The following is a 15,035-nucleotide window of genomic DNA, read 5'->3' as shown; positions in this document are numbered from 1 at the left end:
GGCGCGCAACGAACAGGTGGCGCTGACGGTCAGGATCGATACGCTGGACGCCTTGAACGTGCGCCTGGCGCTGCATCGGGCACTGGGCACGCGCATCGGCATCTATCTGCTGTCGGTGGACCACGCCCGCGCGCAAAGCACGCTGCAACTGCAATGCGCGCGGGACCAGCTGGATGACATGATGCAAGCCGTCATGCGCGGGCTGCCGCAGGCCGAGTTCGGCGCGGTGCGCGCGGCCGCCACCCTGACGGGGCAATAACCATGGACATGCCCGTCACCCCCCGCTTTGAAGGCATCTGGCTGCCGATGATCACGCCGCTGCGTGGCGGCTATGTAGACGTGGACGCGGCCCAGGCGCTGGCCCGCTATTACCGCAATGCGGGCATCGCCGGTCTGGTGTTGTTCGGGTCCACCGGCGAAGGCAATTTGCTGAGCCTGTCCGAGAAGATCGACATGGCGCAGGCGATCAACAGCGACCCCAACGCGTTGCCGCTGGTGTTGGGCGCGGGCGGCGTGGACACGCGCGGCGTGGCCACGGCCATCCGGCGCCTGGACAAGCTGCGGCCGGCAGGCTTTCTGGTGCCGCCCCCTTACTACCTGGGCCCGTCGCAGGCGGGCATCCAGTGGCATTACCGGCAGATTGCCTGGGCCACCGACCGCCCCATCATCCTGTACAACATCCCGAAGCGGACCGGGGTGACGATGACGGTGGAAACCATGGAAACACTGGCGTCCCTACCCAATTTTTCGGCGGTGAAGGAATGCGACGCGCCCGTGCTTGCCGCGCTGAATGCGCGCGGCAAACTGGATGCGCTGTGTGGCGACGACTTGTCCTTGCCGGACCACTGGCTGGCCGGCGGGCACGGCGCGATTCCGGCCGCCGCGCATCTGTTTCCCGAACGCCACGTTGAAATCATGCGCCTGGCGCGCGCGGGTCAGGCCGACGCCGCCCGGACGTTATTCGAACCGCTGCGCGGCTTGATCCGGTTGCTGTTCGCCGAACCAAATCCCGCGCCCATCAAGCGGGCGCTGGCCATGCAAGGGCTGATCGCGGACGAACTGCGCATGCCCATGATGCCCGCCAGCCGTGAACTTACGCCGCGGCTGCAACGAGCACTGGGCGCAATGCAGGCGCTGCCAAGCCGCTTGCAGACAGCTTGAATACCGACACGGCGCGCGCCAGGCCGTCGGCCTGATCGTGCAGGGTCGAGGCCGACGCGGCAAACTCTTCGACCAGCGCCGCGTTCTGCTGCGTAACGCTGTCCAGGTGCGTGACGGCCTGGTTGATCTGTTCGATGCCCGTGCTTTGTTCGGCGGACGCCGTGGCGATTTCCCCCATCAGCGGCGCGCTGTTGGCCGCCGATTCCAGCACGCTGCCCATCGTGGCGCTGGCCTGCCCCACGCGTTCGCTGCCGCGCGCCACCGAATCGGACGACGCTTCGATCAGGTCCTTGATCTCTTTGGCGGCCGTGGCCGAACGCTGCGCCAAGGCCCGCACTTCACCCGCCACTACTGCAAACCCACGGCCCTGCTCGCCCGCGCGCGCGGCTTCCACCGCCGCGTTCAGGGCCAGGATGTTGGTCTGGAACGCAATGCCGTCAATCACGCTGATGATCTCGCCGATGCGTTGCGAGCTGTGCGAGATCTCGCGCATGGCGTCGATGGCGTGCTGCGTTTCTTCGCTGCCCTGGCGCGCCAGCTTTGCCGACTGCGCCGCCAGCGCGCTGACTTCGCGCACGTGTTCCGCGCTTTGCCGGGCGGTGGCGGTGATCTCTTCAACGCTGGCCGCCGTCTGTTCCAGCGCGGCCGCCTGCTTTTCGGTGCGGTCCGACAGGTCCAGGCTGCCCGCCGCGATCTGGCGCGAGGCCGCCGCGATGGACCCGGTGGATTGCACGATGCTGCGCAAGGCCACTTCCAACCGTGTCTGCATGCGCCCCATGGCTACGAACAGCTGCCCGATTTCGCCACGATGGTTGCGGGACACCTCGCCCGCCAGATCGCCGTTGGCCACGCGTTCGCACAGCGCCACGGCTTCGTCCAAGGGGCGGATCACATGGGTGTGGAAAAAACGCAGCGCCGCCAACAGCAGCAATGCCAGCAGGCCGATGGTGACCGCGCCCTGACGCCAAAGCGTCTGGTAGAACGCCGCGTCCACATCGTCCACGTATAGGCCCGTGAAGATCAGCCAGCCCCATTCCGCGTCGTAAGTCGCATAACTGATCTTCGGCAGCGCTTCGTCCGCGCCGGGCCGTGGAAAGCGGTAGTGCACATAGCCGCCGCCTGCCTTGCCGCCGGCATACAGCCGCTGAAAGATGGGCAGGCCGTCCACGTCCTTGATGTCGCGCACGTTGGCGCCCACCAATTTCGGGTCAGGGTGCACCAGCAAGGCGTAGTCATCGCCAAAAGCGCCCACATAGCCGTCGGCGCCATAGCGCAGCTGCGACAGGCGCCTGGCCACGTTGCGCTTGGCCTCGGCCAGCGGCATGCCTTCGCTGACGCTTTGCTTGCCGTTGCGCAAAATGCCGGCGGACAGATCCAGCACGTGCCGCAGTTCCGTCTTGCGGTCTTCGACCATTTCACCTCGGCGCTGCCACGCATCCCAGGCGCCCAGCGCCAGCACGGCCGCGCCTATCGCGAAAACGAACCACAACAACTCTCTGCGCAGACTGGTGCTCTTCACCGGATTTCCTTGTAGTGCCTGTCATGCCACCCGCGCGTCTGAAACGATAGACGGCAAAATGTGACTGTTTATGTATTGCGATAGGTCAGGATACGGAGAAGACGCCGGGTTTTCAGCAGGCGCGCACGGGCTTGTTGATCTAGCGCAAGAGGCGGGCGTAAAAAAAACGCAAGACGCGGGACGCCTTGCGTTGGTTTGGTGCAAGCCCGGCGGCTGGAGGCCCGGCCGCCAGGAATGTGAGGTCAGGGCTGCGGGGTCACCGGCTGCGAGGGCACTGCCTGCTTGGCCGGCCGCGGCGCCGTCAGTGCAATCAGCGTGACCACGATCAAGGAGTAATTGGGCACGCTGCGCATGTTGCGGAACATCATCTCCGTCAGGCTGAACGCGCAGTAACCCAGGCAGAACAACAAGCCCAACTGCGCCCCCACCCGTATCACGCGATCGTCGCTGGCCATGCGCCGGAAGAAGACGGCGGCCGGCACCAGATACAGGGTCAGAATCGTCATCAAGCCCAGCAAGCCATAACCGGACAACGCGCCCAGCATGTCGTTGTGCGGCTCACCGAAGCCTTCAACGACCTCTTGCGTCACGATGCCCTGCGTCTGCAAGTGCCGCAGCTCTTCCCGGAACATGCTGGGGCCCACGCCCACGATGGGGCTTTTCTGAAACATCAGCAGCGACGCATGCCACAGCTGCAAGCGGATGCCAAACGAGGTATCGCGGTTGGACGACGTGGCAAAGCCCTGCACGTCGGACGTGATCTCGTGCATGCGGCTGCTGAACGTCCAGATGGCGGCGGCGCTGGCGGCCAGCGCCACGCACAGCGCCAGCGCGCAATACACCTTGTGACGACGGCTCCAGTTGCGCAGGCCCAGCAGGAATACCAGCGCCAGAATCGGCAGCAACATCCAGCTGCTGCGCGTCTCAGACTGCCAGGTGGCGTAGACGGTCAGAGCCACCACCGCCAGCTTCACCGCCATTTCGATGCGCGGCCAGCGCGTACAGGCGCCAAAGCCCATCGACAATAACGTCATGCCGCCCAGCAGCAATGTCAGGTTGGCGAACGCCACCGCGTTATAGCGGCCGCCGACGTCGACCATGCCGTTGCGGCCCACCGTCTCCATCGTGACGATCAGCAGCATGGCCCCGGCGAAGGCGCCCACCAGCACGCTCCATTGCACTGCCTTCAACCACGGACGCGGCGCGCGCAGCAGCAGCCACAGCACCGGCAGCGCCAAGGCGAAGCGCAACAGCTTTTCAAGTTCGGAATTACTCCACACGCCACGCACCGTCGACGTGATGAACATACAGGCCAGTGGCAGCAGCAGCACCAGCGACATGGGCCACAAGGCTCGGAAGTCCATCGGTTCGTAGCGCTTGACGGCGTTCACCGCCAACGCGGTCAGCGCAATCAGCGCGCTGAGATAAAGGACGGCGGGGCCGCCCACCGGGCTGGTCAGCGCCAGCGCGGGAACCAGCAATACAAGCCAGGTGGCTAGGGATACATACAGTCGGGGCACAGCGATCAGCCTGGAAAGAACAGCGTAAGCGCCAGCGCGCTTCATGCGGATACGTTAGACAAAACCCGCCCGCCATGACGGCGGGCGGGTTCAGCGGACCATCTTGATACGAACCGCGGGTTTACATGTTTTCGATCATGACCTGGCCAAAGCCCGAGCACGACACCTGCGTCGCCCCTTCCAGCAGGCGCGCGAAGTCATACGTGACCTTCTTGGACAGGATGGACTTTTCCATGCTGGAGATGATCAGGTCGGCGGCTTCGGTCCAGCCCATGTGGCGCAGCATCATTTCAGCAGACAGGATTTCGGAACCGGGGTTCACGTAATCCTTGCCGGCGTACTTGGGCGCCGTGCCGTGGGTGGCTTCGAACATGGCAACCGAATCGGACAGGTTGGCGCCCGGGGCGATGCCGATGCCGCCCACCTGCGCGGCCAGCGCATCCGAGATGTAGTCGCCGTTGAGGTTCAGCGTGGCGATCACGTCGTATTCGGCCGGACGCAACAGGATCTGTTGCAGGAAGGCGTCGGCAATCACGTCCTTGACGATGATCTCACGGCCCGTCTTCGGGTTCTTGAACTTGCACCACGGGCCGCCATCGATCAGCTGCGCGCCAAATTCCTTCTGCAGCAGCTCGTAGCCCCAGTCCCGGAAGCCCCCTTCCGTGAACTTCATGATGTTGCCCTTGTGCACCAGCGTCAGCGACGTGCGGTCGTTGTCGATGACGTACTGCGCAGCCTTGCGCACCAGGCGCTCGGTGCCTTCGCGCGACACGGGCTTGATGCCGATGGACGAGGTGTTCGGAAAGCGGATCTTCTTGACGCCCAGCTTGGTTTGCAGGAACTGGATCAATTCCTTGGCCTGTTCGCTTTCGGCCATGTATTCGATGCCCGCATAGATGTCTTCCGAGTTCTCGCGGAAGATCACCATGTTGGTCTTTTCGGGTTCACGCACCGGCGAGGGCACGCCCTTGAAGTACGCCACCGGACGCAGGCAGACGTACAGGTCCAGTTGCTGGCGCAGCGCCACGTTCAGCGAACGGATGCCGCCGCCCACGGGGGTGGTCAGCGGGCCCTTGATGGACACCACGTAGTCTTTGACGACTTCCAGGGTTTCATCGGGCAGCCAGACGTCCGGGCCGTAGACCTTGGTGGCCTTCTCGCCGGCATAGACTTCCATCCAATGGATCTTGCGCTTGCCGCCGTAGGCTTTTTGCACCGCGGCATCGACAACCTTGATCATCACCGGGGTGATGTCGGCGCCCGTGCCGTCGCCTTCAATGAAGGGAACGATGGGCTGTTCAGGCACATTCAGCGAGAAATCAGCGTTGACCGTGATTTTCTGGCCGCCAGCGGGAACCTTGATATGTTGGTAGGACATGAATGCTCCATTTGCTCCGGGTGGTTTTTCTGCACGCGCCGCATCGAAAAGCGTCCGATTCCGCAGGGGAAAAGCCCCTGTCTGACCGCACACCGGATGGCGGATAGCAACCAATTCTATATCGCAAAGGGTGCCGGGCAACCGGCGGCCATCGGGCGCGCGGTAAAATAATGCGTCCATAGACCGCATTCCGTCCCCACCGATGTTCAATCCCTCACGCGACCAAGTTCGCGAATTCTTTATCGACACCTGGCGCAAGCACCGCGCCAACGAGGTGCTGACCCCGCTCGAGGCCATCGCGCTGGACTGGATCATCGAGCATCCCGAATACCACGGCGACCTTGAAAGCCCCGAGGCCATGACCATGGAATACGAGGTGGAAAAGGGGCGCACCAACCCCTTCCTGCACCTGTCCATGCACCTGGCCATCGCCGAGCAGTTGTCCATCGACCATCCGCCCGGCATCCGTCTGGCTTACCAGCAGTTGACCGCCCGCTCGGACGCGCACCATGCGGCCCATGAAATCATGGAATGCCTGGGGCAAGTCGTATGGGAAGCGCAGCGCCTGGGCACGCCGCTGGACAGCGACACCTACATCGATCTGATCCGGCGCCGCGCCAGCCTTTGACGCTTATTTAGCGTGCAACGCGCAAGCGTTATGGCTTATTTGCGTACGCCCAGGTCGCTGGGCAGGGACGCCAGCCATGCCGACACGTTGGAAATATCCTGGTCGGACAGCTGCGTGGCAAAGGCGCCCATGATGGGGTTCTTGCGCACGTTGGCGGTGGCAGCGCTGCCCGAGGCACCGCGCTTGTAAGCCTTCAGCGCATGCGACAAGTAGTCGGCATGCTGGCCGGCCAGCGTGGGGTAGGCCGGGTCCACCGCGGTCTTGGCGTCGGCGCCGTGGCACGACGCGCAATTGAATTTATCGAAGACGGCCTTGCCGGCCGCCAGGTCCTGCGCCTGGACGGAGGCGCCCGCCATGGCGAAAGTTGCGCCCAGAAGGGCAAGCATCGTGCGATTCATTGTTTGCCCCTTATTTCAGATTCGAGTAGTACGCGGCCAGGTCGGCGATGTCCTGGTCGGACAGGCTGCCGGCAATGGCGTCCATCGTAGGATGGCTGCGCGCGCCTTTCTTGTACTCGTTCAGGGCGGTTTCGATGTACTTGGCGTTTTGGCCAGCAATCATCGGCACGTGATAAAGCTCGGGGAACGTCGCCTTGTAGCCTTCGATGCCGTGGCACCCGATGCACATGGAGACCTTGTCGCGGGCATTTTGGATATTACCGACAGGCGCTGCGTCAGCAGCAACAGCCTGGCCGGCGATCGCACAGGACGCCATCGCGGCCAACACGGAAACCGTGCACTTCAGAGAGGTTCGCAACTTCATTGGAATGGCTCTTCTTGGTATGGCTTAAGGACTAGGGCCTGCTCACACGTCGGCCCCCTGCAAACACGTTGCGGGTCGAACCCAACTGCAAAACCGCCTGATTGTACGATAATTGCTCAGGATTAATACCTTGCGATGGGTATTGATCACCGTCAATCCTCGGAAGCCATAAGCCAATGTCCGCAGCCCAGTCCGCACACTCCGCCTCGCCTGCCCGCTTCAACGGGACCGACAGCTACGTCGCCACCGACGACCTGAAACTGGCCGTCAACGCCGCCCTGACCTTGCAGCGCCCGCTGCTGATCAAAGGCGAGCCCGGCACCGGCAAGACCATGCTGGCCGAAGAAGTGGCGCGCGCGCTGGGGCGGCCGCTGCTGCAATGGCACATCAAATCCACCACCAAGGCGCATCAGGGCCTGTACGAATACGACGCCGTCTCGCGCCTGCGCGACTCCCAGCTGGGCGACGAAAAAGTCCGCGATATCCGCAACTACATCGTGCAAGGCACCTTGTGGCAAGCCTTCCAGGCGGATGAGCCGGTGGTGCTGCTGATCGACGAGATCGATAAGGCCGACATCGAATTTCCCAACGACCTGCTGCGCGAACTGGACCGCATGGAATTCCATGTGTACGAAACGCGCGAGACCATTTCCGCGCGCCATCGCCCGCTGGTCATCATCACGTCCAACAACGAAAAAGACCTGCCCGACGCGTTCCTGCGCCGCTGCTTCTTTCACTACATCCGCTTCCCCGACCGCGACACCATGCGCGACATCGTGGCCGTGCACTATCCGCACCTGAAGCAAGACGTGCTGCGCGCGGCGCTGGACACCTTCTTTGCGCTGCGCGACGCGCCCGGCCTGAAGAAAAAGCCGTCTACATCGGAACTGCTGGATTGGCTGCGCCTGCTGCTGGCAGAAAGCGCCACGGCGGCCGAGATTGACGCCCACACAGCAACCGCCGTGCCGCTGATGGCCGGCGCGCTTCTGAAGAACGAGCAAGACGTGCACCTGCTGGAACGCCTGGCGGCCATGACCCGCGGCGGCCAGCGCCGCTGATCTTGCAGCCACCGGCGGCCACCCTATGCTGATCGACTTCTTCTATCACCTGCGGGCGCACAAGCTGCCCGTCTCGGTCAAGGAATACCTGACCCTGGTGGACGCCCTGCGCCACGATCTGATGGCGCCCACGCTGGACGAGTTCTACTTCCTGGCGCGCGCCACGCTGGTCAAGGACGAATCGCTTTACGACCGCTACGACAAGGCCTTCGGCGCCTATTACAAGGGCATCGAAGCCGCGCTGCCACCGGGCAAGGAAATCCCGCTGGACTGGCTGATCAAGCAGTTTGAAAAGAACCTGACGCCCGAAGAAAAAGCCGCGATCGAAAAGCACGGCTGGGACAAGCTGATGGAGCTTTTCAAGGAACGCATGCAAGAGCAGAAAGAGCGCCACGCGGGCGGCAGCAAATGGATCGGCACCGGCGGAACGTCGCCGTTCGGCAACGGCGGCTACCACCCCGAGGGCATTCGCGTGGGCGGCGCGTCGGCGGGCAACCGCTCGGCCGTCAAGGTCTGGGACATGCGCCAGTTCAAAGACTACGACGATCAGGTCGAACTGGGCACGCGCAACTTCAAGGTGGCGCTACGGCGCCTGCGCCGCTTCGCTCGCCAAGGCGCCGAAATGGAATTGGACCTGGACGACACCATCGCCAGCACCGCGCGCAACGCCGGCCACCTGGACCTGCGCATGGTGCCCGAACGCCACAACACCGTGAAGGTGCTGATGTTGCTGGACGTGGGCGGCAGCATGGACGACCACATCGGCCGCGTCGAGGAATTGTTTTCCGCGGCACGTAGCGAATTTCGCAATCTGGAAGTCTATTACTTCCACAACTGCCCGTACGAAAGCCTGTGGCAAAGCAACCGCCGCCGCCAGAACGAACGCTTCGACACCTGGGACGTGCTGCGCAAATACAACCCGGATTGGCGCCTGATCATCGTGGGCGACGCCACCATGAGCCCGTACGAAATCCTGCAACCAGGCGGCTCTGTCGAGCACTACAACAAGGAACCGGGCGCCCAGTGGATGCGGCGGCTGCTGGATGCGTGGCCCAAGTCGGTGTGGCTGAACCCCGAGCCCACGGCATCGTGGCAGTATCGACAGTCCATCGCGCTGATGCGCGACATCATGCAGGACCGCATGTACCCGGTCACCGTCGCCGGCCTGGAACAGGCCATGCGGGTGCTGTCCAAGTAGGGGCTTGCGGTAAAGCCTGGCGCCAGGCCTGTGCGGGCTTCAGCCGTCGACCGGCTGCTGGGGCGTATCCAGCGTCAGCTGATAAAACGCCAAGTCCAGCCAGCGGCCGAACTTGAATCCGGCCTGGCGGATCGTGCCGGAATGCGTGAAGCCCAGCTTTTCGTGCAGGTGGATGCTGCCTTCATTCGAGGCATCGATTCCGCCGACCAGTACATGCACCTGATTGGCGCGCGCACGTTCAATCAACACCCGCATCATCGCTTCGCCCAGCCCCTTGCCGCGAAAACGCGCGTCCACATAGACGGAATGTTCAACCGAATACTTGAACGCGGGCCACGCGCGAAATGTGCCGTAGCTGGCGAAGGCCATTAATTCACCGGCCTCGTTTTCGAAGCCCACCACCGGAAAGCCGCCCTGCTGCTTGGCCTGGAACCAGCCTTGCATGGCCTCGGAGGGACGCGGCTTGTAGTCATACAACGCCGTCGAATTGACGATGGCGTCGTTGAAGATGGCCAGTATCTGGTGCGCATGGCGGGCATGCGTGCAATCAACCAGGGTGGCGCCTGGGGGAACGTGGATGTCGGCGGGCGAGTTCATGGCGCGAAATTGTACTGTCACTAACCGCCGCGCTAGCACCGCCAGAAAGCGTCCGCACAAAAAAAAAGACCGGCGAATCCGCCGGTTCAATGAGGTGTTGCCGCTTCTGGCCACTCTTAGGCGGCGCGGCTCTCCACTGATCGGCTGTTGGCGGACGCATGCCGCAGGCCAGGACATTGGCGCCAGGACAGGTCGTCCCCGTCCATGTCCAGGTCAAAAAGATCGTTCGCGGCCGGCCAGGGGTGGCTGCGCGCGGCCGCGCCCTCCATCTCCAGCACGTGCCCGGCAAACCCACGGGGCGAACCACCGCACTCGGCAAAATAACGTTGGGAGTTCAGGTCCACCACATAGGTGGTCATATCATGGGTCAGTATGGCCACGAATTGGCCGTCATCACTGGCATAGGCGTACTGAAACTGTCCTTTGATGCCGTCGCCGTTCAGGGCGCTACCGGTCAATTGGGACAAGGCACGCGTGACGATTTCGGTCAGCATGGGTCGTTCCTCCGAAAAATGCGCCGGCAGGATGCCGGCAGCGAAGGCGCGAACGACAAGCACCGGCGCCGCGCTAGCAGCGGCGTCTGGCGTTGGACGGGAAGCCGGGTAGACGGCTGTCGCGCATCCCGTCGGCAACAGCTACTACGTGTTGAAAAGCTTACACCCGCAAGCGGGGCAAGCTCAAATTTGCCTTGTGCACGAACGGTATTGCGGTGCAGCACCCTGTGACGACGCGGCTTTCAGCCAATTATGCGGCTGCAACCGGCACGCCGCCTATCTCTGCGTCACCGTTATTCTGCCGCAGCCATTGCTCGCGGCGCATGCGATACAGCACGTGCTGGCGCAGCCTGTGCCCCTCGGGCAAGGCGGGATGATCAAACGTGCCGGGCTCGGCCTGCATGCCCAGACGCCTCATTACCGCGCGCGAGCGTTGGTTGCCCACGGCGGTGAACGCCACGATGTCGGAAAGATTGACCTGTTCGAAACCCACGCGCAGCGCTGCCTGGGCCGCTTCGCTGGCATAGCCGCGCCCCCAGAATGGCTGCGCCAGACGCCAGCCCACTTCCACGCCCGGCGCAAATGGAAGCATGGCGGGCAACGGCTTGATGCCGACAAAGCCGATGAACGGCGCCACGCCGGGCGCCTCCACCGCCCATAGACCCCAGCCGTGCTCGTCGATGCCCGCGGCCAGCCGCTGGGCCAGCGCATCGCTTTCCTCGGTGGAAAGCGGGATCAGGAATTCCGTTACGCGAGGGTCCGCATTCATGGCCGCGAAGGGCTTGCGGTCATCCGCGCGCCATTGCCGCAGCACCAGGCGCGGTGTTTCTACTTCAAGAGATAACGACATGCTGCACTTCCTTATCTTGCGCCCAGGTCCGCAGCCCCTGAACCATCGCCAACGTATACACTCCAACGGATTCTGCCATGCCAAAGGAATTGTCTGCCATGCGCCTGTCCCTGTCGAAGCTGCCGCGCCCGTTGGGTGCGCTGCTGTTCTCCTCCTTCCTGGCCTTTCAGGCCGGCGCCGCCAATCTTCCGGCCGGCGTATCGGAGGCCGCCTCGGTTGAAGGCATCACCGAATATCGCTTGGCCAATGGCCTTCGGGTGCTGCTGGTACCCGACGAATCCAAACCCTCAACAACGGTCAACATGACCTACCTAGTCGGCTCTCGCAACGAGAACTACGGCCAGACCGGCATGGCGCACCTGCTTGAACACATGCTGTTCAAGGGCACGTCCACCACCCGCAACGCCATGGGCGAATTTTCGCGCCGCGGCCTGCAAGCCAACGGGTCCACCTCCAGCGACCGCACCAACTACTTCGCCAGTTTTGCCGCCAACCCCGACACCCTGAAGTGGTATCTGGGCTGGCAGGCCGACGCCATGGTCAATTCCTTGATCGCCAAGGAAGACCTGGATTCGGAAATGACCGTCGTCCGCAACGAAATGGAAAGCGGCGAAAACAGCCCGTCACGCATCCTGATGCAAAAGATGCAGGCCGCCGCCTACCAGTGGCACAGCTACGGCAAGAACACCATCGGCGCCCGCTCCGACGTTGAAAACGTGGACATCGGCCAGCTGCGCGCCTTCTATCACGAGTACTACCAGCCCGATAACGCCGTGCTGATCGTGGCCGGCAAGTTCGATCCGCAAGCCACCCTGGCTGACATCGAGCAAACGCTGGGCAAGCTACCTAAGCCCGAGCGCAAGCTGCCGCCGGAATACACCGTGGAACCCGTGCAGGACGGCGAACGGTCCGTTACGCTGCGCCGCACGGGCGGCACGCCGCTGGTCGCCGCGATGTACCACATCCCCGCCGCCGGCAGCCCCGACTTCGTGCCGCTGGACCTGGCCACCGTGATCCTTGCCGACACGCCGTCGGGCCGTCTGTACCACGCGCTGGTCGCCACGAAGATGGCTTCTGGCGTATTCGGCTTCACCATGGAAAACCGCGATCCGGGCCTGGCGATGTTCGGCGCGCAACTGCCGCCCGGCAAAGACCTGGACGCCGCCATGAAGACGCTGACCGGCACGCTGGAATCCTTGGGTAAAAAGCCGTTCACTCAGCAAGAACTGGACCGCGCCCGCAGCAAGTGGCTGACCGCATGGGAACAAACCTACAGCGATCCCGAGCAAGTTGGCGTGGCGTTGTCCGAAGCCATTGCGGCCGGCGACTGGCGCTTGTTCTTCTTGCAGCGCGACCGCGCCCGCAAGGCCACGCTGGCTGAAGTCCAGCAGGCGGCCACCACGTATCTGCTGCAAAGCAATCGCATCGAAGGCCGCTACATCCCCACGGAAAAGCCGCTGCGCGCACCGCAGACGCAACGCGTGGATTTGACCGCCGTGTTCAAGGATTACAAGGGCGATCCGGACTTCAAGGCCGCTTCGGCATTCGATCCCACGCCGGAAAACATCGACAAGCTGACGCAAAGGAAGAAGCTGGACCTTCCCAACGGGCCGGTTCAACTGGCGCTGTTGCCCAAGGCCACGCGCGGCAACCGCGTACAGGCGCAGATGCTGATTCAGTTCGGCAACGAGAAAGACCTGCGCGGCCAACGCGTGAACGCCAGCGCGGTGGCCGACCTGCTGATTCGCGGCACGGCCAAGCTGTCGCGCCAGGACATTCAGGATCGGCTGGACAAGCTCCAGGCTGAACTCGGTTTCAGCGGCGGCGGCACCACGCTGAAGGTCGCCATGTCGACCAAGGGTGAAAACCTGCCCGAGCTCACCGCCCTGGCGCTGGATATCGTGCGCAACGCCAACTTCCCGAAAGAACAGTTGGACGAATACCAGCGCCAGCTGGAAACGTCGATTCAAAACGCCATGACCGAACCGTCGGCCCTGGCCGGACGCACCTTGGCCCGCCAGGACAACCCGTGGCCCGTGGATGACCTGCGCTACGTGCCCACGTTCGAAGAGTCACTGGCCAGCGCGCGCGGCCTGAACCGCGATGCGCTTGCCAAGTTCCACGCCAAGTTCTACGGCGCGGGCAAGATCGAGTATTCCGCCGTCGGCGACTTTGAACCGGATGCGGTCGAAAAGGCCATCAAGACGGGGCTTGCCGGCTGGAAGAAGGCGCCCGCCTACACGCGCGTGCCCAATCCGTACCGCGACATCCCCGCCAAGCAGTTCGATATCGACACGCCTGACAAGGCCAACGCGTTCTACCTGTCGCGCATGCCGCTCAAGCTGCAAGACACCGATGCCGACTACGCGGCGCTGTACCTGGGCAACTACCTGTTCGGTGCGTCGGAAACGTCACGCTTGTGGAATCGCGTGCGCGAGACCGAAGGGCTGTCGTACAACGTGCGCAGTTCGTTGTCGGTGTCGTCGTTTGAACCCAGCGCCAGCTGGACCATGTACGCGATCTACGCGCCGCAGAATCGTGAACGCCTGGAAAAGGCCATCAACGAGGAACTGGCTCGCGTGCTGAAAGACGGCTTTTCCGACAAGGAAATCACCGATGGCATCAACGCGCTGCTGAACTACCGCAACCTGGCGCGGGCGCAGGACGACATCCTGGCCAGCACCTGGCTGGACTACCTGCAACGGGGTCGCACGTTTGAATGGTCAGCCGAGATGGACAAAAAGATCTCGGCCCTGACGCCTGATGCGGTCAACGCCGCGCTGCGCAAGTACCTGCGTCCCGACGGCTTCAGCACCGCCGTCGCCGGGGATTTCAAGAAGAAAGCCGCGCCCTGACCTGAACGGATCCGGGCACTGCGGGCGCCTGAGAGCCCCGCCCCCGCGATTGACACCCCAGCCCCTGCCGGATGACGGCAGGGGCTTTTTTTTGCGTCATCCGCCATCGCAGTGGGAAGGGACGTCTCTCTAGACCGCCCAGCCCCCCCTAAAACCATGCCAAAAACGGGGAGATTTTTCGCTATCACGCTTATTACTCGGTTATTTGGAAAGATGTTTTCAACAAGCAAGGGTTTATCCCAAGTGGGATCAAGCGCAGAATTCAGTCATCGGGAACAAAACACGAACCACGACGGAGGGCCGCCGGATTCGGTCCCCATCCAAGATGACACGGAGGTCTCAATCATGAAAACCCTAACCACCACCCTGTTGCTATCCCTGGCGCTTGTTGGCGTTGGCGCCCAAGCCGCCGGCCTGGAACAAGCCAAGACCCGCGACCAGGTCGTGACCGAATTGCAGCAAGCCAAGGCCAGCGGCCAATACACGTTCGGCGAACTGGACTACCCGCCCGCCCAGCCCCAGGCCGCCAGCCTGAGCTCGGACGAAGTGCGTGCCCAACTGCAACAAGCCAAGGTCAGCGGCGAATACACGTTCGGTGAACTGCAATACCCGCCCGTCATCGCCACCTCGGCCAGCGCGAAGTCCCGCGCCCAGGTGCAGCAGGAATTGGCGCAAGCCAAGGCCAGCGGCCATTACACGTTCGGCGAGCTCGAATACCCGCCGATCACCCGGTGAGCTGCTTGCTGTAGCCCGGCCGGTCTTGGGCGGCATCATGGCCTGAGACCGGTTTTTTCCGGCACAGCGGCAACCGCGGTAGCAGTAGCAGTCGCAGTACTTAGCAGTTGTCGTACCTAGCAGTTGAAGTACCAGCAGTTGAAGTACCAGCAGTTGAAGTACGTAGCAGTTGCACCCAGCAGTTGCAGTACCCAGCAGTTGAAGTACCAGCAGTTGCAGTACCAGCAGTTGAAGTACCAGCAGTTGAAGTACCCAGCAGTAAGGCCGCGGCGAGCCAGCC

At 63.1% G+C, this 15,035-nt stretch carries 15 protein-coding genes; 7 read left to right on the top strand and 8 right to left on the bottom strand.

Translation table 11 applies throughout. The features are described from left to right. Together ACNPP0_RS00640 and ACNPP0_RS00635 are read left to right on the top strand one after the other, a co-directional pair. Positions 1 to 259, top strand: a 259-nt coding sequence (locus ACNPP0_RS00640) for a hypothetical protein (protein ID WP_448704742.1), incomplete at its 5' end; no start/stop codon positions are given. Between the two features lie 2 nt (positions 260 to 261). Further along, positions 262 to 1,161 (top strand): 4-hydroxy-tetrahydrodipicolinate synthase family protein, encoded by a 900-nt coding sequence (locus tag ACNPP0_RS00635; RefSeq protein ID WP_448704741.1) that lies wholly within the window; start codon positions 262 to 264, stop codon positions 1,159 to 1,161. On the opposite strand, the gene ACNPP0_RS00630 is transcribed toward ACNPP0_RS00635, so the two are convergent. The 3 genes from ACNPP0_RS00630 to icd form a co-directional block, all read right to left on the bottom strand. Continuing rightward, positions 1,094 to 2,680: a methyl-accepting chemotaxis protein gene (locus ACNPP0_RS00630; RefSeq protein WP_448704740.1), complete on the bottom strand. Its 1,587-nt coding sequence runs from the start codon at positions 2,678 to 2,680 to the stop codon at positions 1,094 to 1,096. The two genes, ACNPP0_RS00635 and ACNPP0_RS00630, sit on opposite strands and share 68 nt — an antisense overlap. Positions 2,681 to 2,922: 242 nt before the next feature. Further along, positions 2,923 to 4,200: an O-antigen ligase family protein gene (locus ACNPP0_RS00625; RefSeq protein ID WP_442880387.1), complete on the bottom strand. Its 1,278-nt coding sequence runs from the start codon at positions 4,198 to 4,200 to the stop codon at positions 2,923 to 2,925. Positions 4,201 to 4,321: 121 nt separating this feature from the next. After that, positions 4,322 to 5,578 (bottom strand): NADP-dependent isocitrate dehydrogenase, encoded by a 1,257-nt coding sequence (gene icd, locus ACNPP0_RS00620; protein ID WP_006217809.1) that lies wholly within the window; start codon positions 5,576 to 5,578, stop codon positions 4,322 to 4,324. Between the two features lie 202 nt (positions 5,579 to 5,780). Between icd and ACNPP0_RS00615 the strand changes: the two genes are divergently transcribed. Beyond that, positions 5,781 to 6,206 carry a DUF1841 family protein gene (locus ACNPP0_RS00615; RefSeq protein WP_332612656.1) on the top strand — a complete coding sequence of 142 codons (426 nt, stop codon included), beginning with the start codon at positions 5,781 to 5,783 and terminating at the stop codon, positions 6,204 to 6,206. Between the two features lie 35 nt (positions 6,207 to 6,241). Here ACNPP0_RS00615 and ACNPP0_RS00610 read toward each other — a convergent pair whose 3' ends face one another. Both ACNPP0_RS00610 and ACNPP0_RS00605 read right to left on the bottom strand, forming a co-directional pair. Beyond that, positions 6,242 to 6,604 (bottom strand): c-type cytochrome, encoded by a 363-nt coding sequence (locus ACNPP0_RS00610; RefSeq protein WP_332612658.1) that lies wholly within the window; start codon positions 6,602 to 6,604, stop codon positions 6,242 to 6,244. 10 nt (positions 6,605 to 6,614) lie between these two features. Further along, a complete protein-coding gene (locus tag ACNPP0_RS00605) occupies positions 6,615 to 6,968 on the bottom strand; it encodes a c-type cytochrome (protein ID WP_006217806.1) in 354 nt (117 codons plus the stop codon). A gap of 176 nt (positions 6,969 to 7,144) precedes the next feature. Here ACNPP0_RS00605 and ACNPP0_RS00600 point away from each other — a divergent pair, with 176 nt between their 5' ends. Further along, positions 7,145 to 8,026, top strand: coding sequence for an AAA family ATPase (locus ACNPP0_RS00600; RefSeq protein ID WP_319308135.1), 882 nt, complete (start codon positions 7,145 to 7,147; stop codon positions 8,024 to 8,026). Between the two features lie 25 nt (positions 8,027 to 8,051). Continuing rightward, positions 8,052 to 9,224 (top strand): vWA domain-containing protein, encoded by a 1,173-nt coding sequence (locus ACNPP0_RS00595; protein ID WP_120154099.1) that lies wholly within the window; start codon positions 8,052 to 8,054, stop codon positions 9,222 to 9,224. Positions 9,225 to 9,263: 39 nt separating this feature from the next. On the opposite strand, the gene ACNPP0_RS00590 is transcribed toward ACNPP0_RS00595, so the two are convergent. From ACNPP0_RS00590 to ACNPP0_RS00580, 3 genes are all read right to left on the bottom strand, one after another. Next, complete coding sequence (locus tag ACNPP0_RS00590) at positions 9,264 to 9,821, bottom strand: GNAT family N-acetyltransferase (RefSeq protein ID WP_448704739.1); 558 nt, start codon at positions 9,819 to 9,821, stop codon at positions 9,264 to 9,266. Positions 9,822 to 9,937: 116 nt separating this feature from the next. Then, the gene (locus tag ACNPP0_RS00585; RefSeq protein ID WP_332612661.1) at positions 9,938 to 10,315 is read right to left on the bottom strand and encodes a hypothetical protein; all 378 of its coding nucleotides are present in this window, start codon (positions 10,313 to 10,315) and stop codon (positions 9,938 to 9,940) included. Between the two features lie 250 nt (positions 10,316 to 10,565). Then, positions 10,566 to 11,165 carry a GNAT family N-acetyltransferase gene (locus ACNPP0_RS00580; RefSeq protein WP_332612663.1) on the bottom strand — a complete coding sequence of 200 codons (600 nt, stop codon included), beginning with the start codon at positions 11,163 to 11,165 and terminating at the stop codon, positions 10,566 to 10,568. Positions 11,166 to 11,263: 98 nt separating this feature from the next. Between ACNPP0_RS00580 and ACNPP0_RS00575 the strand changes: the two genes are divergently transcribed. Both ACNPP0_RS00575 and ACNPP0_RS00570 read left to right on the top strand, forming a co-directional pair. Next, positions 11,264 to 14,020, top strand: a complete 2,757-nt coding sequence (locus tag ACNPP0_RS00575; protein ID WP_332613032.1) for a M16 family metallopeptidase — start codon at positions 11,264 to 11,266, stop codon at positions 14,018 to 14,020. 345 nt (positions 14,021 to 14,365) lie between these two features. Beyond that, a complete protein-coding gene (locus ACNPP0_RS00570; RefSeq protein WP_448704738.1) occupies positions 14,366 to 14,755 on the top strand; it encodes a DUF4148 domain-containing protein in 390 nt (129 codons plus the stop codon). The last annotated feature ends 280 nt before the right edge of the window (positions 14,756 to 15,035 follow it).

This window comes from Achromobacter semiaridum (genome assembly GCF_053543755.1).
Note: the sequence above shows the minus strand (reverse complement) of the source record. Positions and strands in the feature narration are given on the sequence as shown.